The sequence below is a fragment of the Kribbella sp. NPDC004138 genome, from assembly GCF_053603655.1.
In genome coordinates, this window is sequence record NZ_JBSGFZ010000006.1 from 127396 (window position 1) to 146449 (window position 19054).

Sequence of the window (19054 nt, forward strand, 5' to 3'; positions counted from 1 at the left end):
AATGATTCGTGCTACAACTAGTTAGGACAGCGAACTACCTGAGGAGTACGACATGAACGTGCGGTTCGGATACGGCTCGCCGGACGCGGTGCGGGACGCCGGCGCGATCGTCCGGCTCGCGCAGCAGGCGGACCGGGACGGTCTCGACCATGTCAGCCTCGCGGACCACCCGTACGTCGCGGACATGCTCGACGGGTACGCCGCGATCGCGTTCGTCCTCGGACGCACCGAGCGGCTGTCCGCGTTCGTGAACGTGACCAACCTGCCGCTGCGGCCCGCGCCGGTCCTCGCCCGGACGGCGACCTCGCTGTCGGCGCTGTCCGGCGGCCGCTTCGTCCTCGGCCTCGGCGCCGGCGGAGCGTGGGACCGGATCACGACGATGGGCGTCCCGGAGTTGCGCCCGGCCCAGGCGGTCGAGGCGTTCGAGGAGGCGATGCAGCTCGTCCACTCGCTGTCGGACGGGGGTACGCCGGCGCCGACGAAGCACTACCCGATCGGCGCGCTCCGCCCGGCCGCCGTACCCGCGCCGCTGATCTGGACCGGCTCGAACGGCCCGAAATCGCTGGCCGCGACCGGCCGGAACGCCGACGGCTGGATCCCCGGCCACGCCGCCGACTGGCTCAGCGACCGGTACCGCTGGTCCCGCCCGATCATCGACGAGGCGGCCCTGTCGGTCGGACGGAAACCGTCGGACGTGGCGACCGTCTACAACTTCCCCGGCGCCATCACCGCGACCCCGCTGCCCCGCACCCGCGACGAGGACGGGCGCTGGCTCGGCGGATCGCCGGCGCAATGGGTCGAGGAGCTCACCGACGCGATCCTCAACCACGACGCAGCCGGTTTCACGCTGTTTCCGCGCGGTACCGACCCGTTCGAGACGCAGCTTTCCCGCTGGTCGCAGGAGGTCGTCCCCGCCGTCCGCGCCGCAATCAGCTGAGCGCCGCGAAGCCGGCCGCGACCCAGCCGAGGGCGCGAGGTCGGCCGCGACCCAGCCGAGCGACGCGAGGTCGGCCGCGACCAGCCGAGCGACGCGAGGGATCAGCTGAGGGATGCGAGGTCGGCCGCGGACAGCTCCAGCTTGCCTGCAGCGACGTTCTCCTCGAGGTGCCGGACGCTCCCGGTGCCGGGGATCGCGAGGATGTTGGGGGAGCGGTGCAGCGTCCAGGCGAGGCGGATCTGTTGAGGCGTGGCGTGGTGCGTCGCGGCGACCGCGTCGACGGCGGCTGAGGTGGAAGCGTCGGTGATGGACCCGAAGGGCACGTAGGCGATCCCGCGCTCCGCACAGAAGCTGATCACCTCGTCCTCGGAGCCCCGACGGTCGACGGCGTAGCTGTTCTGCACGCACACGACCGGCGCGATCGCGAGCGCTTCCCGGACGTGCTCGAGCCGCACGTTCGAGACGCCGAGCTGCCGGATCAGTCCCTCGTCCCGCAGCGCAACGAGCCACCCGAACCGCTCGGCGAGCGAGCCGTCGCCGGTGATCCGCAGATTCACGACGTCCAGACGGTCGACGCCGAGCTGCCGCAGATTGGTCTCCACCTGCTCGCGCAGCTCCGCGGCTGTCGTCGCGTTGTAGAACCCGCGCTCCGGATCGGTGCCCGGCCCGACCTTCGTCGCGATCACGAGGTCGGCCGGGTACGGCGCCAGGGCCTCGCGGATCAGCTCGTTCGCGGACCCGTAGAACGCGGCCGTGTCGATGTGGTTGACGCCGAGCTCGACCGCGCGACGCAGTACGGCGAGCGCGGCCGGTCGATCCGGGCCGGCCTTGATCCGCATCGCACCGAAACCGAGCCGGCCGACGGCGACGTCGCCCAACTGCCACGTGGTCATTCCTCGATCGCTCCACGGACCGCGCGCAGGTGCTGCCGGAACGTCAGCGACGGGTCGGCGGCCCGGCGCTCGAGGTACTGCGCGAAGCTCACCTGCTCGCGCAACGACCGCCCGGCGCGGATCGCGTCCGCCTGCCGGCGCTCGGTGTCCCGGATCGACTCCGCCAGCCCGAACAGCTCCTCCAGCCGATCCGCCGGGACGAAGATCGCGCCGTCCTCGTCCGCCAGGACGACGTCGTGCCGGGTCACCGTCCAGTCGCCGATCGTTGCCGTGGACAACGCATCGGCCGGCTGCGGGTCGAGCCGCAGCGGACCGGTCGGCAACGCGCCGAGGCTGAACACCGGCAGGCCGATCGCGGCGATGTCGACGGTGTCCCGGTGCATTCCCCAGATCACGATCCCCACCACACCGGCGGCCGCGGCCTCCAGTGCGAGCAGGTCGCCGACGCAGGCCTCGTCCCGCCGCCCGCCGTTGTCGACGACCAGTACGTCGCCGTCGGCCGCGGACTCGAACGCCTCCAGGAAAACGTCGACACTTCCGACGTGCTGTGCCGGCAGTACCCGGCCTGCGACCCGGCTGCCGGTCACCGCCGTCAACGACACTGTCCGCACGGGAATCTTGGCCCGCAAGCAAGCATCGGCCACATGTGCCGTCGTCAACCCGGCAAACCGCTCCAGCATGCCCATCACTCCTCAGGTGGTGCCCAACGACCGGAGGTCTTTCCCCGCTCGCAGTCTCCTCCCGAACCGCGCCCGGTGGGGACATGTCCTGTCGTTAGGTACCTCACTCCCGGCGCAGGAAGGCGAGGATCTCGTCCAGCGGCGGCTCGGTGGTGGTGTCCACGGTCAGCGAGGGAACCGGGAGATCGACGGCCTGGAAGGCGTTGTGGGTCCGCAGCCGCGCGTCCGGGCTGATCTGCTTGTCCTCGTGCGCCGCCCGGCGCGGGTCGCTGGTCGTCCGGGCGGTGATCCGCTGCAGCGCGACCTCCGCCGGGACCGTACAGTGCAGGATCCGGAGGTTGGCGCGGCCGAGCAGCGGGCTCAGGCCGGGCGTCCACAACCGGTCCTGGAACGCCGCCTCCGCGACCACCGTCGTACCGCGGCCGACCAGCAGGCCGATCACGTCGAAGAACGTCGACAGCGTGCGCATCGTCAGCGGGTCGCCGGGGCCCGGCACGAATCCGGGGGTGGCGTGCGCCATGCCTTCCTTGATCTCGTCGCGGCAGATCGCCGGGCAGCCGATCGCCGTCGCGATCCGGTGCGCCAGCGTCGTCTTGCCGGTCCCGGGAGGACCACTGACCACGACGAGCATCGGTTTCGGCTGCACCCGCCGTACCTTATCCGTCACCGTGGGCGCTCGGTGTAAACCGCGTGTCAGGAACTGTCGGCGGCCGCCTCTAGCGTGGCTTCCGTGACCACGTACTCGGCGGTGCGGACGACCGGGATCTACTGCCGGCCGGGCTGCGGAGCCAAGCCGCTGGCGGAAAACGTGAGCACTTTCGAGCTGCCCGCCGCCGCGGAGGCGGCCGGGTATCGCGCCTGCCTGCGCTGCCGGCCGTACCGGGTGGCCGGGACGGTCGCGGACGAGACCCCCGAGCTGGTCTGCCGCGCGGTGCAGCTGATCATCGCCGGCCTGCTCGACGAGGCCGGCGAGGAGGCGTTGGGGGCGCGGCTGGGGGTGTCGGCGCGGCACCTCCGGCGGATGTTCCACGAGCACCTGGGGGTCACGCCGGACCAGTTCGCCCGCTCCCGCCGGGCGCATTTCGCGCGCCGCCTGCTGGACGACACCGACCTCGGCATCGCGGAGATCGCGTTCGCGGCCGGGTTCGGCAGCCTGCGGCAGTTCAACCGGGCGATGCGGGAGATCTTCCGGGCCACGCCGCGGGAGTTGCGCGACCGGCGCCGGCGCGGCGATCGTCTCGCGGCCGACGGCGGGCTGGTGCTGCGGCTGCCGTTCACCCCGCCGTACGACTGGGAGGCCATGAGTTCGTATCTCGGTGCGCGGGCGGTCCCGGGCGTCGAGTCGGTCGTGGACGGTGTGTACCGGCGGACGATCTCGCTCGACGGCGAGCCCGGCCTGCTCGAGATCGGTGCGGGCGGCGACGACCACCTGATCCTGCGTGCGCACCTGCCGTTCTGGGAGGGCGTCATCCATGTCGTCGACCGGGCCGCACGCCTGGTCGGGCTCGACTGCGAGCCGGTCCGTGCACGTGCGCAGCTGTCCGCGGATCCGGAGCTCGGGCCGCTGGTGACGGCGCGGCCCGGCGTTCGCGTGCCTGGGGCGTGGGGCCCGTTCGAGGTCGCCGTCCAGGCCGTCGTCCGGGACCGGCTCGCTCCGGACGAGGCGAGCGACGCGCTGCGCAAGCTCGTCGAGGTGTACGGCGTGCCGGTGCCGGGGCTCGGCCATGGCCTGACCCACGCGTTCCCCGGGCCCGAGGCGCTGGCCGCGGCGGAGATGATCGGACCATTCGCCCGGGAAGTTGCTAATGGCAACATCAGGCTGGAGGACGCGGAGACGCTGGTCCCGACGCTGGAGACTGTCGTCAGCAGCCGGGCGGCGCAGGAGATCGCGCTGCGCCTCGGCGCCCGGGACGCCTGGCCGCTCGGCGGCGAGGTCGAGCACCTCCGCCCATGGCGCTCGCTCGCCGCCGTCTACCAACTGGTCGCCTAGTCTCCGACGGTCATTCCCTGATAGGTGCCACTGGTCAGCAACTCCTTCGCCGCGGCCGTCGCGAGTGCGTACGCCGCGCTGGTGATCGCCGGCCCGACGCTGATCCGCGCCACGCCGACCTCCGCGAGCTCGGCGACCGACGGCGCCCCCGAACCGGCCATCACGTTGAGCGGCAGCGGCGACTCCCGGACGAGTCCGGCGATCGTCGGCAGGTCGAGCACGCCCGGTACGAACAGCACGTCCGCACCGGCGTCGGCGTACAGCTTCGCGCGCTCGATCGTTCCGGACCGGTCGCCGAACAGGTACGTATCGGTCCGTGCGTTGATCACCAGGTCGGCGTCGACGGCGCGGGCCGCCTTGATCCGCGCGGCGTGCACCTCCGGTTCGTCGAGGACCCGTTCGGTGCTGTCCTCGAGGTTGATGCCGACGGCACCTGCCTCGAGCACCGCGGCGACAGTGCCCGCGACGTCGCCGTACCCGGCCTCGACGTCGACCGTCACCGGCACCGAGACCGCCGCGCACACCGCGCGGATCATCGTGAGCGCCGCCGACTGCGACAGCTCGCCCGCGTCGTCCACGCCGAACGCCCAGGCGACACCTGTGCTCGTTGTCGCGATCGCCGCCGCGCCCGCGGCCTCGATCGCCCGCGCCGAGCCGGCGTCCCAGGCGTTCGGCAGCACCAGCGGCGGCTGCCCGTGCAGTTCCCGCAGCTGCCGCGCCAGGTCGTTCACAGGCTGACCAGCAGTTCGTGGTCGACCTCGACGAACTCGACGATCAGGTCGGCGAACCGGCCCACGATCAGTTCCTTGTACGCCGCCGACCCGGTGTGCGCGTCGTACGCCGCCTGGTCCGCGAAGTGCTCGACGAACAACAGGTAATCCGGGGTCGCCGGGTCGCGGTACACCCGGAAGGACAGCGTGCCCTCCTCGGCGCCCGGCCCCTTCGGCGCGAACTCCTGCACGATCGCCTCGGCGGCCGCCTGGTTGCCGTCCTTCAGCTTGATCGGAAACACCTTTGCCAGCATCGGATTCCTCCTCGATGGTCGAAGTACTGCAAGGTTCGCGCGCCCGAGGGGGTCCGGTCTGGCCATATTCGGCCATGAACGTGGTCTCGAATTACAAGACAATATGTCTCATTGGGCAAGATTCTGGATTAACGTGGGATGCGATCGGTGAGGGCAAAGGAGCCTGGCATGAACAACGTCTACACCCACGGCCACCACGAGTCGGTGCTGCGGTCGCACAGCTGGCGGACCGCGCAGAACTCGGCCGGTTACCTGCTCGAGCAGCTGCGGCCGGGGATGTCGCTGCTCGACGTCGGCGCCGGTCCCGGCACGATCACCGCCGATCTCGCCCGCCTGGTCGGGCCCGGCCGGACGACGGCGCTGGAGGCGAACGCCGCCGCGCTCGACATCACCAGGGCGGCGTTCGAGAACCTGGATCTCGACGTCGAGTTCGTCGTCGGTGACGTCCACGCGTTGGATCTGCCCGACGACACGTACGACGTCGTGCACGCGCACCAGGTCCTGCAGCACGTGGCCGATCCGGTGCAGGCGCTGCGGGAGATGCGCCGCGTCTGCAAGCCCGGCGGCATCGTCGCGGTCCGCGACTCCGACTATCACGGGTTCGTCTGGTACCCGCAGCTTCCCGAGCTGGACGAGTGGATGGAGCTCTACCAGCGGATGGCGCGCGCCAACAGCGGCGAACCGGACGCGGGCCGGCGGCTGCTGTCGTGGGCGCTCGCGGCCGGCTTCGACAACGTCGAGGCGACCACGTCGACCTGGGCGTTCACGAACCCCGCGGACCGTGCGTTCTGGGGCGGCATGTGGGCGGACCGGATCCTCCAGTCGGCGCTCGCGGACCAGGCTCGCGCGTCCGGCGTACCGGAGCAGACGCTGACCGCGATCTCACAGGCCTGGCGAACCTGGACGGAGACCCCCGACGCCACGATCTCGATCCTGCACGGCGAGATCCTCTGCAGGGCGTGAGACCACCGGCGCTAGCGGACGCGGCGTTGGCGGGAGATCTCGTAGAGGACGGCGGTCGCGGCGTTGGCGGCGTTGAGCGAGCTCGCTGATCCGGTGATCGGGATCCGGACCAGGTGATCGGCGGCGTCCTTCCACGCCGTACTCAGGCCGGCGGTCTCGTTCCCGATCAGCAGCAGCACCGGTTGGGTGAAGTCGAAGGCGTCCACGTCGGTCGGCCCGTGCTCGTCGGTGCCGACCACGACGACGGGCACCGCGGACCGGCGGACCCAGTCGAGGACCTCGCGATGCGACGGCGCGCGGACGGCGGGGACCGCGAACAGCGATCCCGTCGTCGCGCGCACCGCCTTCGGGTCGTAGACGTCGGCGGCGTGCCCGGTCACGATCACGCCGTCGGCCCCGAACGCGTCGGCGGACCGGATGATCGACCCGATGTTGCCCGGTCCGGTCGGCCGGTCGAAGACGACGCCGAGGAACTCCGGCCCGACCGGGATCCGCTCGAGCTCGTCGGCCGGCAGTTCCAGTACGGCGATCAGCTCGGGATCGTCCTTCTCGCCGAGCTCGGCCAGCAGCTCCGGCGCCATCGCGACCCGCTCGACGTCCGGCAGCCGGCGGAGCAGATCCGAAGCCCAGCGGGACAACGGGCGGGACGCGTCGGTGATGACCGTGCGCACCGGCCAGCCGTTGTCGACAGCAACCGATATCGGCCGGACGCCTTGCACCAGGAACTCGCCGGACCGCTGCCGCTTGGTGCGATTGGTCAGCGACGCCTGCCACACCTGGAACCGGGCGTTCCGCGACGAGATCCGTTGCACCGGGCTCATTTTACGACGGCGTCCGCTCCGCCGGCGGTGCGGTCGACTCGCGCACGATCAGCTCCGGACGGAACAGCAGCGACTGGCCCTGCGTCGGCCCGGAGTCGTCGAGCCGGGATCTGAGCTGGGTGAAGGCGGCCGCGGCCATCTCCTTCATCGGCTGCCGGACCGTGGTCAGCGTCGGCGCGTAGAGGTCCGCGAGCACGATGTCGTCGAAGCCGACCACCGAGACGTCCTTGCCCACCTCGAGCCCGCCGTCGCGCAGCCCGCGGCAGACGCCGAGCGCGCACATGTCGTTGATCGCGACGATCCCGGTCGGCGGCTCCTCCAGCGCCAGGAGCTCGGCCGCGGCGGCGCGGCCCAGCTCGGAGGCCTCGACGTCGCCGAAGTCGTCCGCGTCGCCCTTGACCGGCGCGCGCACCGACGTCGCCGGATCGATCCCCGCCTGCTCGAGAGCGGCCGTGAACCCGCGGTACCGCTCCTTGCGGTTGACGCTGGCCAGCGCGCCGGACACGAACGCGAGCCGGCGGTGCCCGAGATCGGTGAGGTGTTGCGCGGCGAGCTGGCTGCCGATCGCGTTGTCGACGCTGATGCTGACCAGCGACGCCGGGTCCCCGGCCTGCGACGTCCGGTCGAAGGCGACGAGCTGCAGCCCGCGTTCGACGAGCGGCATCACGTGCTCGAGCGACGGCAGCGACGAGCACAGTACGACGCCGTGGACGCCATCGGCCCACAACTCGTCGACGTAGTCGCGCTCACGGCGCGGATCGCGCTCGGAGTTGCAGAGCAGCACGTGGTACCCCTCGGCCAGCGCCGCGGACTCCAGATGCCGCGCGAGCGCACCCCAGAACGGGTTGCCCACCGACGGGACGACCAGCCCGATCGTGGTGTTCCGGCCGGTCCGGAGCTGCCGGGCGGCCCGGTTCGGCCGGTAGCCGAGCTTGTCGATCGCGCGCTCGATCCGCTGCCGGGTCTCGGGCAGCATCCGGTGGTTGCGCCCGTTGAGCAGGTTCGACACCGTGCTCGGCGAGACGCCCGCCTCGGTCGCGACCTGCTGGATCGTCACCTCGCCAGTTCTCAATTCACCGCCCACCCGCGCATTCTGTCACCCCGTGGTGCTGCCGTATCGCAGTGCAACGATGCATCAGGTCTCGCCGAAAGTCCAGTGACAGCTTGTCGGCGTCCACCTCTTGACGTGCCGCGAAATCCGTTCCTAGCATGCGGTGCATCGTTGCACCAGTCGCGCACCGCTGCGCCGCTTCGGCTGGTAGATCGTTGCACCACTCCTCTTCCGCAGCACCACGAAAGGCGCGCCATGGAGTACACCCGCAGATCAGTCCTGACCGCCCTCGGGCTCGGCGCCGTCGCCGCGGCCACCGGGTGCTCCGCGTCGGGCGGCACCACCCAGGCGGCCGCCGACGGGCCCGTCGAAGGCGAGATCAGCCTGCTCACCCCGCTGTTCGAGGGCAGCACCGGCAAGGAGTTGCTGGAGGGCAAACTGCTGCCGGCGTTCAAGCAGAAGAACCCGAACGTCACGGTCAAGGTCGACTACACGACGTACGCCGCCCTGAACGAGAAGATCACCACCAGCCTGGCCGGCGGCCTGATGCCGGACGTCGTGATGCTCGGCGTCGGCTGGATCCCGCCGTTCGCGCACAAGAAGGTGCTCGCGCCGCTGCCCGACGAGCTCGCCAAGCGGTACGACTACGAGGACCGCGTCCTCGAGCCGTCGCGGTTCGACGGCAAGCTGTACGCGTTGCCGATGGTCCTGGACACCCGCATCGTCACCTACCGCAAGGACCTGTTCGCCGAGGCCGGGATCACCGCGCCGCCGAAGGACTCGGCCGAGCTGCGGTCGATGTCGAAGGAGCTGGCGCGGACCGATGCCTCCGGCAAACTCACCCGGGTCGGGTTCGACCCGTTCTCGATCGATCTGCGGCAGTGCTGGGAGACGTTCCTGTTCGCCAACGACGGGAACCTGTTCGACGAGGCCGGGCAGCAGGTCAAGTTCGACGACGAGCGTGGTGTCGAGGCGCTGCAGCTGTTCCTCGACGTCATCAAGGACAAGTCGGCGGACTACTCGTTCAAGTCGTCGGCCGGTCAGCCGACCACGCTGCAGCAGGGCCGTTCCGCGATGATGATGTCGAACAACTCGCTGTGGGTGCAGCTCAAGAAGCAGAACCCGGAGTTGCTCGCGGAGGACAAGGTCGGCGCGTTCATCCTGGCCAACAAGGTGCCCGCGATGCTGCAGGGCGGCACGATGGTGGCGCGCTCGGCCTCGACCAAACACGCCGCCGCGGCCCAGGCGCTGGTCGAGTTCATGGGTACGCCGGAATCGATCCTGCCGACCGCGGAACAACGCGGTTCCGTGCCGGGCGTCCAGGACCTGCGGACCTCGGACTACGTGAAGAACAACGGTTTCGTGAAGCTTGCCCTGGACAACATGAGCAAGGCCCGGTCGGAGGGCGGCACGGCGGCCTGGATGGAGATCCGGGAGAAGATCAAGACCACGCTGGAGACCGCCGTGGTCGGCAAGCGGACCGCCAAGGAAGCGATCGACGAGCTCGCGAACCTGAGCAAGGAAGCGATCTCGCGGCTGTGAGCGGAACGATGGTGTCGACGCGGGACCGGGTGCGCGCGGCCGCACCCGGACCGTCCGCAGCCCCGCCGCGGCAGCGGGGGCTGCTGCGCGCCCGCCGCCGCGCCGGTCTGCTGATGGTCGCGCCCGCCGTGCTGCACGCGCTGATCTGGATCGGCATTCCGCTGGTCGCCGCGGTCGTGCTGAGCTTCACGTCGTACGACGTCCTGACGCCGCCGCGGTTCGTCGGGCTGGAAAACTTCCGCGACCTGGTTTCCGACAGCGTTTTCCGGCGCGCCGTGCTGAACACCAGCATCTACACGTTCTTCACCGTTCCGGTGGCGATGGCGATCGCGCTGCTGATCGCGCTGATGCTGAACACCCGGCTGGCCGGGCGGGCGATCTTCCGGACCGCGATCTTCATCCCGCAGGTGACCGCGACGATCGCCGTCGCGCTCGTGTGGCTGTGGATCTACGACCCGCGCAGCGGCCTCGCCAACGCCGTGTTGTCGTTCCTCGGGCTGGACGGCCCGGCCTGGCTGTCCTCGACGGACTGGGCGATGCCGGCCGTGATCGTGGTCGGGATCTGGCAGGGGATCGGCCTCAAGATGCTGATTTACCTGGCGGCGCTGCAGAGCCTGCCGACCGACCTGTACGAGGCGGCGTCGGTGGACGGCGCCTCGAAGGTCCGGCAGTTCTTCAGCCTGACCCTGCCGCTGCTGCGGCCGGCGACGTTCTTCGTCTTCGTCACCTCGGTGATCGGCGCGTTCCAGTCCTTCGACCAGGTGTACATCCTGACCGACGGCGGGCCGGCGAACAGCACGACGATGATGACGTACGAGATCTACAAGTCCGCGTTCCGGGAGTTCCGGATGGGATACGCGTGCGCCCAGAGCCTGGTGTTGTTCGCGCTGCTGCTGTTCCTGACCCTGCTGAACCGGCGGATCACCGGAGGTGACCGTGCCACCCGTTGAGACCTCGAGGCGGGCCCGGAGCGGCCGGATCGCGCTCTACCTGACGCTGACCGCGATCTCCGTCGTGATGATCGTGCCGTTCGTCTGGATGCTGCTGACCTCGGTGAAGACGCCGGGCGACATCGCCGCGGTGCCGCCCCGGTTGTTCCCCACGGAATGGGCTTTCGGAAACTACGCCGACGCGTTGCGGGCAGCTCCGTTCGCGACGTACGCGCGGAACAGTTTCGTGATCGCTGTCAGCCACACCGTGCTCAACGTGCTGATCGCGTCGATGGCCGGGTACGCGCTGGCGCGGTTGCGGTTCCGGGGGAGTTCGCTGATCTTCCTCGGGTTCGTCGGGGCGCTGATGATCCCGACGTACACCAAGATCCTGCCGGAGTTCCTGATCGTGCGGTTCATGCCGCTGTTCGGCGGGAACGACATCACCGGGCAGGGCGGCACCGGGTGGCTGGACACCTGGTGGGCGCTGATCATCCCGGGCGCGGTGAGCCCGTTCTCGGTGTTCCTGTTCCGGCAGTTCTACCTGGACCTGCCGGTGGAACTGGAGGAGGCGGCCCGGCTGGACGGCCTCGGTGAGCTCGGCATCTACGCGCGGATCATGACGCCGCTGGTGAAACCCGCGTTCATCACCGTCGCGCTGCTCACCTTCGAGGGGTCGTGGAACAACTTCCTCTGGCCACTGCTGGTGACCAAGAGCGACAGCCTGCGGGTGATCCAGGTCGGACTGTCCGTGTTCCGCACCGAGAACGACACCCAGTGGGCGTTCCTGATGGCCGGCACCACGCTGGCCACCGTGCCGATGGTGGTGCTGTTCCTGATCGGGCAGCGCTACTTCGTCCAAGGTTTCGCGACCGCGGGCATCAAATGACAATCGACGGAAGGACTGTTTCTATGACCGGGGAACTGCAGGGGACGCGCGCGCTGGTGACCGGGGCCGGGCACGGCATCGGCCGCGGGATCGCGCTCGGCCTGGCGGCGGCCGGCGCGGACGTGGTGGTGCACTACGGAAAGTCCGCCGCCGCGGCCGCGCAGACCGTTTCCGGCATCGAGGAACTCGGCCGGAAGGCGATCGCGGTCGGCGCCGACGTGACCTCGACGGCGGAGGTCGACCGGCTGCTCGACGAAACGGTCGGTTTCCTCGGCGGTCTCGACGTGCTGGTCTGCAACGCCGGCCACCTGATCGGGCGGGTCCCGGTCGAGGAGATGACCGACGAGCACTACCAGCAGGTCGTGGACGTGAACCTGGGCGCGACGTTCCGGACCACTCGGGCCGCGATTCCGCACCTCGCGCAGTCGGCGAACCCGCGGATCGTCACGATGGCCTCGCTCGCCGCGCACAACGGCGGCGGTCCCGGCTCGGTGATCTACGCGGCGGCGAAGGCCGGGATCCGCGGGTTCACCAAGGGGCTGGCGAAGGAGCTCGGGCCGCGCGGGATCACGGTCAACGCGGTCGCGCCCGGATACATCGCGGACACCGCGTTTCATAACACGTTTTCCACGGCCCAGGCGCAGACGAACATGGTCGCCGGAACGCCGATCGGCCGCGCCGGACAGGTCGAGGACGTGGCGAACGCGGTCCGGTTCCTCGCGCTGCCGGCGTCCGGGTACCTGACCGGTATCACCATCGACATCGACGGTGGCACGTGGCCGCGCTGACTCCGCCGACGGAACGCGGTGGCTGGTGGCACGAGTACGTGTGTCCGGCACACGGTGTCGAGCTGGCGCACGTCGGATTCGATTCCGGAAACTTTCCGGAGGGCGGCGTTCCGTGTTCCTACGGTTGCCGGGTCGACACACCCGCGGTCCGCGGCGCGTGGACGGTCCTCGCCCACCATTTCTGGGCGCGGCGGATCAGGCTGCTCTCGTACGACGGGGGCGGGGCTGACCTGCTCACGTCGTACGCGCGGTTGTACGTGGAGCTCACGAAAGCGGGGGAGCACGAGCAGGCGCAGGGGTGGATGCAGCGCGGACGGTTGTTCCACCAGGCGCTGACCGATGCGGTGTGGGGTGTGCCGATCGCCCACTCGATCCTGAACCTGGCCGGCCGGGCCGAGCTGGGGGAGACGCTCCCGATGCTCGACGACATGGTCGCCGGGGCACGCCAGGCCCGCGACGCGATGGTTGCCCAGGACAAGTTCTCGTCGAACTACACCGCGTGGTTCAACGCCCTCGGGACGACCGCGAGTCAGGCGGCCGCTGCTGTTCGGGGCGAGAGCTGGTCCGGCGCCGAGGAATGGTTGACCGGTGAACGTGGCCAGTTCGCGCACATGGAGGCCGCGACCGGCGAGGACGGCTGGGAGTGGGAAGGAAGCACGTACTACCACGGCTTCGTTCTGCGGGCCTATCTGCTGAGTCTGCGCGGTGTCGATCCGTCATCGGTGCCTGATCGCCTGGAGCGGATGATCGCGGCGCTGGCCTCGATCGCCACCGACGGCGGCATCCTTCCGGCCCTCCACGACGGTCCGTATCTCCGGGCTCCGTTGGCCTTGGAGTGGCTGGAGATCGCTTCGCTCGCCCGCCAGTTCACCACCGCCTACGACCTGAGCGCTGTTGCGGACCGGGCGCTGGCAGAGGTCGGCCCCGAGTACGACGGCCTCGAGGACAAGCTGACCAACTGGTTCAGCGGGCCAGCCCGCACCGCAACCTCGGTCGCTCACGCTGCCCCGGCTGACGGGTCGTTCCTGGTCAGTTCCTTCTACGCGGTGCTTCGCGTGCCCGGTCTGCTGGCGATCCTCGACCACGGCCCGCACGGCGGTTCCCACGGGCACCACGACAAGCTCGCGCTCTACCTGTACGGCGCGACGACGCCGTGGCAGCCCGACCCCGGCCAGGTGCCGTACGGCCATGCCGAGTGGCGCGCGCACTACAAATCCGCCGCTGCCCACCCGACGATCCGCATCGACGGCCTCGAACCTGTCGAGGCGACCGGCTGGCTGATCTCCGACGCCGAGTCGGTGACGGCCACCGTCGACGGCTGGTACGACGGTGTCCGCGCGGCACGGAAACTCATTTCCGGAAACAGTTACCTGGTCGATGTCGTCCGGGTGACGGCGGATCGCGAGCGCGAGATCGTGCTGCAGTTCCGCCCGGACGTCGACCTCACCGTGGAGGTCGGTCCGGACGCGGTACGGACGACGTGGGCGGGCGACGAAACGCTGTACGGATACCACCTCGCCGACGCCGTACCGGTGACCCGCCCGGGCCCCGGTCCGGCCGACGATCCGCAGCGGACCCGGACCTGGCTCGACTGGACAGTTGTCGGCGCGACCGCGACGTACTGCTCCGTCTACTCGACCACAACGCTCGACGTGCGGCTGGAAGGCGACGTCATCACGGTCGACGGAAACGACCACGCGATCGGAGGACTGTGATGTTCGACGATCGCATCGACGAGGTACGCGCCGGCCTCGACGGACGGTACGCCGCGCAGTGGCGGCGGTTGCGCGAGCAGTGCGACTGGTACCGAACGCAGGCCCCACCGACCGAGCACCCGTCCGCGAGCATCACGTACTTCGGCCCGGCCGCCGCCAACCTCGCGCTGGCCTACCGCCTGACCGGCCACGAGGGATACCGCGTCGAGGCGGAGCGTTGGATCTCGGCCGCGATCGGCTTCCCGCACTGGGGCAAGGCTCACCTCCCGGACCACGACCTCGACGCGGGTTGGCTGTTGCACGGGCTGTCCCTCGCCTACACCTGGCTGGGCGACGACTTCGCTCTGGCCGGCGACCTGCGCGCCAAGCTCGAGCTCCAGGGGTCGCGGCTGTACGAGTTCGCCGTCGAGACCGAGGGCTCGTGGTGGAGCTCGTCGTACTGGCAGAACCACAACTGGATCTGCTACACCGGGCTCGCCGCGGCCGGCTACGCGCTGGGCCGCACCGAATGGACCGAGCGCGCCAAGCGGAACTTCGAGACGGTCGTCGAGTTGCTGCCGGCGGACGGCTCCGACATGGAGGGCGTCGTCTACTGGCGGTACGGCGTTCCGTGGCTGGCGACGTACCTGGACCTGCTGCAGGACCGGGAGGGCCTCGACTGGTGGCAGCGCTGCCGGTTCCTCGCGAACACGTTTTCCTACCGGCTGCAGCAGTGTGCGCCGGGATTCGAGGAGAACATCGATCACGGCGACTGCCACGACCGGCGCAGCGGACACAGCGTCGCGCTGTACCGGAAACTCGCTTCCGCGTACCGGATCGGCGAGGCACAGTGGCTGGCCGATCTCGTGTCCGAGCGCTTCTTCTGGCGCGAGGCGTACGCGAGCGGTGTGAAACCCGGCGTGATGCCCGAGGCGTACCTCGAGCTGCTCTGGTACGACGACTCGCTGTCGCCGGTCGATCCCGCGAAGAACGCGCCGCTGTCCGCGTACTTTCCGGACCTCGGCCTGGTCACGGCGCGGACCGGATGGGACGACGAGGCAACGATGATGTCGTTCAAGGCTGCGCCGGGCGGTGGGCATCAGGCGTGGGAGACATCGCACCGGCTGGACCGCGAGCGCGGCTGGGACACGCTGAGCGCCGGGCATCATCACCCCGACTCGGGATCGTTCGTGCTGACCTCGCGCGGCGCTTTCCTGGCCGTGGACGAGGGATACAGCAACCGCAAGCGCGCGGGCGACCACAACCTGGTCCTGGTCGACGGCCTCGGGTACGCCGACGAGGACCGCTACCACGTCTACAAAGGAATCCCGTACGAACGCCAGGCGCGGATGGTCGACGTCCACGCGGCCGACGGGACGGCCCACGCCACAGCACAGATCGCGGCGATGTACCCGCCTGAGCTGGGCATCACCCGACTCGACCGGACCCTCGTCTTCACGCCCGCGGGCCGACTCGTCCTGCTCGACCGGTGCGCGGCCGAGGCGCCGCGCGACTGGACACTGTTGCTGCACGCCGACTGGCCGATCGAGTACGGCGACGAGATCGCGCTGCGGTCGGGGTCCGCGCAAGCCTGGGTCCGGCTGCACACACCGCTGACCGTGGAGTCCGCCGTCACCGAGGTCGAGGCCAACCCGACGTCCAGCACGCCCAGCCTCCGCCTGACCCGCACCATGCACACGCTCCGGGCCACTGCTCGCCGGACGAAGACCGCCACCCTTCTCACAACCATCGAACCCACCTCGTCGCTGCACCCGGCACCACCGACCGCACGCCGCCTCGACCTCGCCCGCGGCCACGGGGTCTCCTTCGCTGACGAGACCGTGCTGCTCGCCGACGACGAGGGCACCATCGAAGGCGCCGACCTCCAGCCTGATTGGGCCGGCGTGGGGATCCGCGCGGTCATCGTGACGCCGGACGGGTGGATCACGGTATGACCGGGGGAGGGGTCGGTCGGCGCGCACTCGACTGGCTCGGCTGGATCGCGAGCCCGGCGATGGCCGGCGCGGCCTTCACGATCCTGTGTCTGGGGATCGTGACGTGGCTTCCCGCCCTGGCGGCGGTCGGGTTCGCGCTCAACCGGTGGCGGACCGACGGCGACACGCGGTGCTTCACGGGGGTGTTCGCCGGATGGCGCAGGTACTGGCGCCCGCTGCTCCCGCACTCGGTGCTGATGACGATCGCCGCGGTGGTTGCCGCTAGCAACTTGTCGTTCCTTTCCGGTCGTTCCGGGCCACCCGTCCTGACGCTGTTCATGATCCACGTCGGCCTGTTCGCCGCCGCGGTCACCTATCACCTCGCGCTCGCGGTCGCCGCGGGTCGCCACCCGTCCGGATCAGCCACCGACTGGCGTCGTACTGCGTTCCGTCTGGCCTTCACCTCCGTTCCGCGCGGCACCGCACTCCTCGGTGCCGCCGTCGCCGCACCGGTCTTCTCGCTTCCGATACCAGCAGGTCCCTTGCTCCTCGGCACCACAGTTCCGGTTCTGGTCGGCCTGCTCGTCGCCGACCGCCCATAGGCAGCAACCGCCCACTCAGGAGGACCACCATGTCCAGAGCTGTCCCGATCCTGCTTCTCGGCGCCGCGCTGGCGCTGCCCGCGATCCCGGCACACGCCGCGACCGACTACTACGTCGCCACCACCGGCAGCGACGCCAACTCGGGTACGTCGAGCGGTACGCCGTTCGCGACGATCCAGAAAGCGCTTGACGTCGCTCCGCGCGGCGCGACCGTACACCTTGCCTCCGGCACCTATCTCCAGGACGCGGTGACGATCCGGTCCGGGGTCACGATCAGCGGTCCGTCGAGCGCGGTCGTGAAAGGCGCCGGAAACTCGCGCATCCTCCAGATCCGGCACGACGGCGTGACGCTGGACGGGTTCACGATCGACGGCTTGTTCGGGTCGTCGTCCAGCAAGGCCGGGTACCGGGACAAGCTCGTGTACGCGATGAGCACGTCGCCTGGTGACGGCGTGGGCACGTTGACGATCCGGAACCTGCGGTTGAAGAACGCCGGCGGTGAATGCCTGCGGCTGCGGTACCTGATCACGAACGCCGACGTGCACGGCAACACCGTCGGCCCGTGCGGCGTGTACGACTTCAAGTTCGGCGACGGCGGCAAGAACGGCGAGGGGATCTACCTCGGCACCGCGCCCGAGCAGCAGGGCGCGAACGGCGCGCCCGACGACCAGCCCGACCGCAGCCGGAACAACCACATCCACGACAACACGATCGCGACGTACGGCAACGAGTGCGTCGACGTGAAGGAGAACTCGACCGCGAACGTCGTCGAGTACAACGACTGCAGCCGGCAGCAGGACTCCAGCTCGGGCGGCCTGGACGCGCGCGGCAACGGAAACACGTTCCGCTACAACACGATCCACGACAACGCCGGCGCCGGCGTCCGCCTCGGCGGCGACACGGAAACCGACGGAACCGACAACAACGTCTACGGAAACACCATCACGAACAACGCCTCCGGCGGCATCAAGTTCATGCGCACACCCCAGGGCCAGATCTGCGGCAACACGATGTCCGGCAACACCGGCGGAAATTCCGTAGGCACCTACGCCACCAACTTCAACCCGACAGCGACCTGCTGATGCCGGGGACACAACACACCCACGGGGCTGCCGGCGCTCAGGAGGGCTCGCGTCGGGTGTCGTCAGACGGGTCGGCTGGTGGGGTGTCGCGACGGGTTGTCCTTGGTGGGACGGCCGGTGGGGTTCTTGGTGGGCTGTTTGGCGCGGTAGGTGGGGGATCGGCGGCCACCGCGTCGGGTGGGCAGGGCTTGGGATCGTCGGTGGGGACTCATGGTCAGTGGGCCGCGAGTTGGGCGACTGCGCAGACTGCTCCGACGCCCACGGACGGCGACGCAAGCGCCGGGTTCACCGACACCACCCTGCGCTACACCCTTCACCTCTCGGCAGGAACAAGTGCTGGCATTCGGCTGCGGTTCGCGAATCCGTTCGGCGCGACGGCTGTGGTGGTCGGACCGGTAGCGGCGAACGGTACGCCGGTGCTGTTCGGCGGGGAGAAGGAGATCCTGCTCGCGGCCGGCGCGATTGTGGTGAGCGATCCGGTGGAGATGGTGATGCCGGACGGTGGGGAGCTGGCGGTGAGCATGTACCTGCCAGGCCCCACCGGCCCGCTGAGTTTCCACCGGAACGTGCACGCGACCGGCTCCATCGACGACCGCCCGACGAACTCCGTGTTCCTGCTGAACGGTGTCGACGTACCGGCGGCCGGGCGCCGCGTGGTCGCGATGCTCGGCGACTCGATCACCGAAGGAGTCGGCACGCCGGACAACGCGAACCTCCGCTGGCCGGACCAGTACGCCGGACGGTTCCGCCGGCGCCCCGCCGTCGCCAACCTCGGAATCAGCGGAAACCGTGTTCTGCTCGACGACGCCCGCTTCGGACCCAGCGGCCAGTCCAGGTTCGACCGCGATGTACTCGGCCTGCCGAGTCTCCGGACGCTGGTCGTGTTCCTGGGCATCAACGACATCCAGCAACCGCCCAGCCAGACCGACCCGGCACGGATCCTGCAGGCCTACGACCAGCTGGTACGCCGCGCGCACGATCACGACCTCGAGGTGATCGGCGCGACGATCGGCCCGTTCAAGGGCTGGATCCGTTACACCGACGCTCTCGACGAGGTCCGCAGCGACGTCAACGCCGTACTCCGGCAAGGCCGTTTCTTCGACCGCCTCCTGGACGTCGATGCGGCGCTCCGCGACTCGGCCGACCCAGCTCGGCTCCGCCCCGGCTTCAACAGCGGCGACGGTCTGCATCCCAACGCCGCCGGCGCAAAGGCGATTGCCCTAGCCCTCTGAGAG

Annotated in this window: 19 protein-coding genes; 12 read left to right on the top strand and 7 right to left on the bottom strand. The window is 69.9% G+C overall.

Annotation, left to right across the window (positions count from 1 at the left end; genetic code table 11):
- Window positions 1-52 precede the first annotated feature (52 nt).
- The gene (locus ACWEOO_RS10150) at window positions 53-937 is read left to right on the top strand and encodes an LLM class flavin-dependent oxidoreductase (protein ID WP_452142693.1); all 885 of its coding nucleotides are present in this window, start codon (window positions 53-55) and stop codon (window positions 935-937) included.
- A 101-nt stretch (window positions 938-1038) separates the two neighbouring features.
- Here ACWEOO_RS10150 and ACWEOO_RS10155 read toward each other — a convergent pair whose 3' ends face one another.
- The 3 genes from ACWEOO_RS10155 to ACWEOO_RS10165 form a co-directional block, all read right to left on the bottom strand.
- Complete coding sequence (locus tag ACWEOO_RS10155) at window positions 1039-1830, bottom strand: aldo/keto reductase (RefSeq protein ID WP_452142694.1); 792 nt, start codon at window positions 1828-1830, stop codon at window positions 1039-1041.
- Entirely contained in the window at window positions 1827-2510 is a 684-nt protein-coding gene (locus ACWEOO_RS10160; RefSeq protein ID WP_452142695.1) for an RraA family protein, read from the bottom strand. Before ACWEOO_RS10160 ends, ACWEOO_RS10155 begins: the two co-directional genes overlap by 4 nt.
- A gap of 103 nt (window positions 2511-2613) precedes the next feature.
- A complete protein-coding gene (locus ACWEOO_RS10165; RefSeq protein WP_452142696.1) occupies window positions 2614-3156 on the bottom strand; it encodes an AAA family ATPase in 543 nt (180 codons plus the stop codon).
- An 84-nt stretch (window positions 3157-3240) separates the two neighbouring features.
- Here ACWEOO_RS10165 and ACWEOO_RS10170 point away from each other — a divergent pair, with 84 nt between their 5' ends.
- Window positions 3241-4500 (top strand): AlkA N-terminal domain-containing protein, encoded by a 1260-nt coding sequence (locus ACWEOO_RS10170; RefSeq protein WP_452142697.1) that lies wholly within the window; start codon window positions 3241-3243, stop codon window positions 4498-4500.
- On the opposite strand, the gene ACWEOO_RS10175 is transcribed toward ACWEOO_RS10170, so the two are convergent.
- Both ACWEOO_RS10175 and ACWEOO_RS10180 read right to left on the bottom strand, forming a co-directional pair.
- Window positions 4497-5231 (bottom strand): isocitrate lyase/PEP mutase family protein, encoded by a 735-nt coding sequence (locus tag ACWEOO_RS10175; protein ID WP_452142698.1) that lies wholly within the window; start codon window positions 5229-5231, stop codon window positions 4497-4499. The genes ACWEOO_RS10170 and ACWEOO_RS10175 overlap by 4 nt on opposite strands.
- The gene (locus ACWEOO_RS10180; RefSeq protein WP_452142699.1) at window positions 5228-5524 is read right to left on the bottom strand and encodes a putative quinol monooxygenase; all 297 of its coding nucleotides are present in this window, start codon (window positions 5522-5524) and stop codon (window positions 5228-5230) included. The genes ACWEOO_RS10175 and ACWEOO_RS10180 overlap by 4 nt, the downstream gene beginning before the upstream one ends.
- 168 nt (window positions 5525-5692) lie before the next feature.
- On the opposite strand from ACWEOO_RS10180, the gene ACWEOO_RS10185 reads away from it, so the two are divergent.
- Window positions 5693-6487 carry a class I SAM-dependent methyltransferase gene (locus ACWEOO_RS10185; protein ID WP_452142700.1) on the top strand — a complete coding sequence of 265 codons (795 nt, stop codon included), beginning with the start codon at window positions 5693-5695 and terminating at the stop codon, window positions 6485-6487.
- Window positions 6488-6498: 11 nt separating this feature from the next.
- Here ACWEOO_RS10185 and ACWEOO_RS10190 read toward each other — a convergent pair whose 3' ends face one another.
- On the bottom strand, window positions 6499-7299 hold the full coding sequence (locus ACWEOO_RS10190) for a TrmH family RNA methyltransferase (protein ID WP_452142701.1): 801 nt from the start codon (window positions 7297-7299) through the stop codon (window positions 6499-6501).
- A gap of 10 nt (window positions 7300-7309) precedes the next feature.
- Window positions 7310-8392, bottom strand: a complete 1083-nt coding sequence (locus ACWEOO_RS10195; RefSeq protein WP_359939702.1) for a LacI family DNA-binding transcriptional regulator — start codon at window positions 8390-8392, stop codon at window positions 7310-7312.
- 222 nt (window positions 8393-8614) lie between these two features.
- On the opposite strand from ACWEOO_RS10195, the gene ACWEOO_RS10200 reads away from it, so the two are divergent.
- The 9 genes from ACWEOO_RS10200 to ACWEOO_RS10240 all read left to right on the top strand — a co-directional run bounded on the left by ACWEOO_RS10200 (window position 8615) and on the right by ACWEOO_RS10240 (window position 19051).
- Window positions 8615-9901, top strand: coding sequence for an ABC transporter substrate-binding protein (locus ACWEOO_RS10200; RefSeq protein ID WP_452142702.1), 1287 nt, complete (start codon window positions 8615-8617; stop codon window positions 9899-9901).
- Window positions 9898-10851, top strand: a complete 954-nt coding sequence (locus ACWEOO_RS10205; RefSeq protein WP_363712958.1) for a carbohydrate ABC transporter permease — start codon at window positions 9898-9900, stop codon at window positions 10849-10851. Before ACWEOO_RS10200 ends, ACWEOO_RS10205 begins: the two co-directional genes overlap by 4 nt.
- Window positions 10838-11719, top strand: coding sequence for a carbohydrate ABC transporter permease (locus ACWEOO_RS10210; protein ID WP_452142703.1), 882 nt, complete (start codon window positions 10838-10840; stop codon window positions 11717-11719). The genes ACWEOO_RS10205 and ACWEOO_RS10210 overlap by 14 nt, the downstream gene beginning before the upstream one ends.
- A gap of 23 nt (window positions 11720-11742) precedes the next feature.
- On the top strand, window positions 11743-12507 hold the full coding sequence (locus ACWEOO_RS10215; RefSeq protein WP_359939690.1) for an SDR family NAD(P)-dependent oxidoreductase: 765 nt from the start codon (window positions 11743-11745) through the stop codon (window positions 12505-12507).
- The gene (locus ACWEOO_RS10220) at window positions 12495-14222 is read left to right on the top strand and encodes a heparinase II/III domain-containing protein (protein WP_452142704.1); all 1728 of its coding nucleotides are present in this window, start codon (window positions 12495-12497) and stop codon (window positions 14220-14222) included. Before ACWEOO_RS10215 ends, ACWEOO_RS10220 begins: the two co-directional genes overlap by 13 nt.
- Complete coding sequence (locus tag ACWEOO_RS10225) at window positions 14222-16156, top strand: hypothetical protein (RefSeq protein WP_452142705.1); 1935 nt, start codon at window positions 14222-14224, stop codon at window positions 16154-16156. The genes ACWEOO_RS10220 and ACWEOO_RS10225 overlap by 1 nt, the downstream gene beginning before the upstream one ends.
- Entirely contained in the window at window positions 16153-16737 is a 585-nt protein-coding gene (locus ACWEOO_RS10230) for a hypothetical protein (RefSeq protein ID WP_452142706.1), read from the top strand. The genes ACWEOO_RS10225 and ACWEOO_RS10230 overlap by 4 nt, the downstream gene beginning before the upstream one ends.
- Window positions 16738-16766: 29 nt before the next feature.
- Window positions 16767-17819 (top strand): right-handed parallel beta-helix repeat-containing protein, encoded by a 1053-nt coding sequence (locus tag ACWEOO_RS10235; RefSeq protein ID WP_452142707.1) that lies wholly within the window; start codon window positions 16767-16769, stop codon window positions 17817-17819.
- Window positions 17820-18019: 200 nt separating this feature from the next.
- The gene (locus ACWEOO_RS10240; protein WP_452142708.1) at window positions 18020-19051 is read left to right on the top strand and encodes a GDSL-type esterase/lipase family protein; all 1032 of its coding nucleotides are present in this window, start codon (window positions 18020-18022) and stop codon (window positions 19049-19051) included.
- Window positions 19052-19054 lie beyond the last annotated feature (3 nt).

Coding starts and splice junctions, on each gene's coding strand:
- ACWEOO_RS10185 (WP_452142700.1), top strand. CDS start 5,693: ATGAACAACGTCTACACCCACGGCCACCACGAGTCGGTGCTGCGGTCG.
- ACWEOO_RS10225 (WP_452142705.1), top strand. CDS start 14,222: ATGTTCGACGATCGCATCGACGAGGTACGCGCCGGCCTCGACGGACGG.
- ACWEOO_RS10155 (WP_452142694.1), bottom strand. CDS start 1,830: ATGACCACGTGGCAGTTGGGCGACGTCGCCGTCGGCCGGCTCGGTTTC.
- ACWEOO_RS10200 (WP_452142702.1), top strand. CDS start 8,615: ATGGAGTACACCCGCAGATCAGTCCTGACCGCCCTCGGGCTCGGCGCC.
- ACWEOO_RS10180 (WP_452142699.1), bottom strand. CDS start 5,524: ATGCTGGCAAAGGTGTTTCCGATCAAGCTGAAGGACGGCAACCAGGCG.
- ACWEOO_RS10235 (WP_452142707.1), top strand. CDS start 16,767: ATGTCCAGAGCTGTCCCGATCCTGCTTCTCGGCGCCGCGCTGGCGCTG.
- ACWEOO_RS10215 (WP_359939690.1), top strand. CDS start 11,743: ATGACCGGGGAACTGCAGGGGACGCGCGCGCTGGTGACCGGGGCCGGG.
- ACWEOO_RS10230 (WP_452142706.1), top strand. CDS start 16,153: ATGACCGGGGGAGGGGTCGGTCGGCGCGCACTCGACTGGCTCGGCTGG.
- ACWEOO_RS10160 (WP_452142695.1), bottom strand. CDS start 2,510: ATGCTGGAGCGGTTTGCCGGGTTGACGACGGCACATGTGGCCGATGCT.
- ACWEOO_RS10150 (WP_452142693.1), top strand. CDS start 53: ATGAACGTGCGGTTCGGATACGGCTCGCCGGACGCGGTGCGGGACGCC.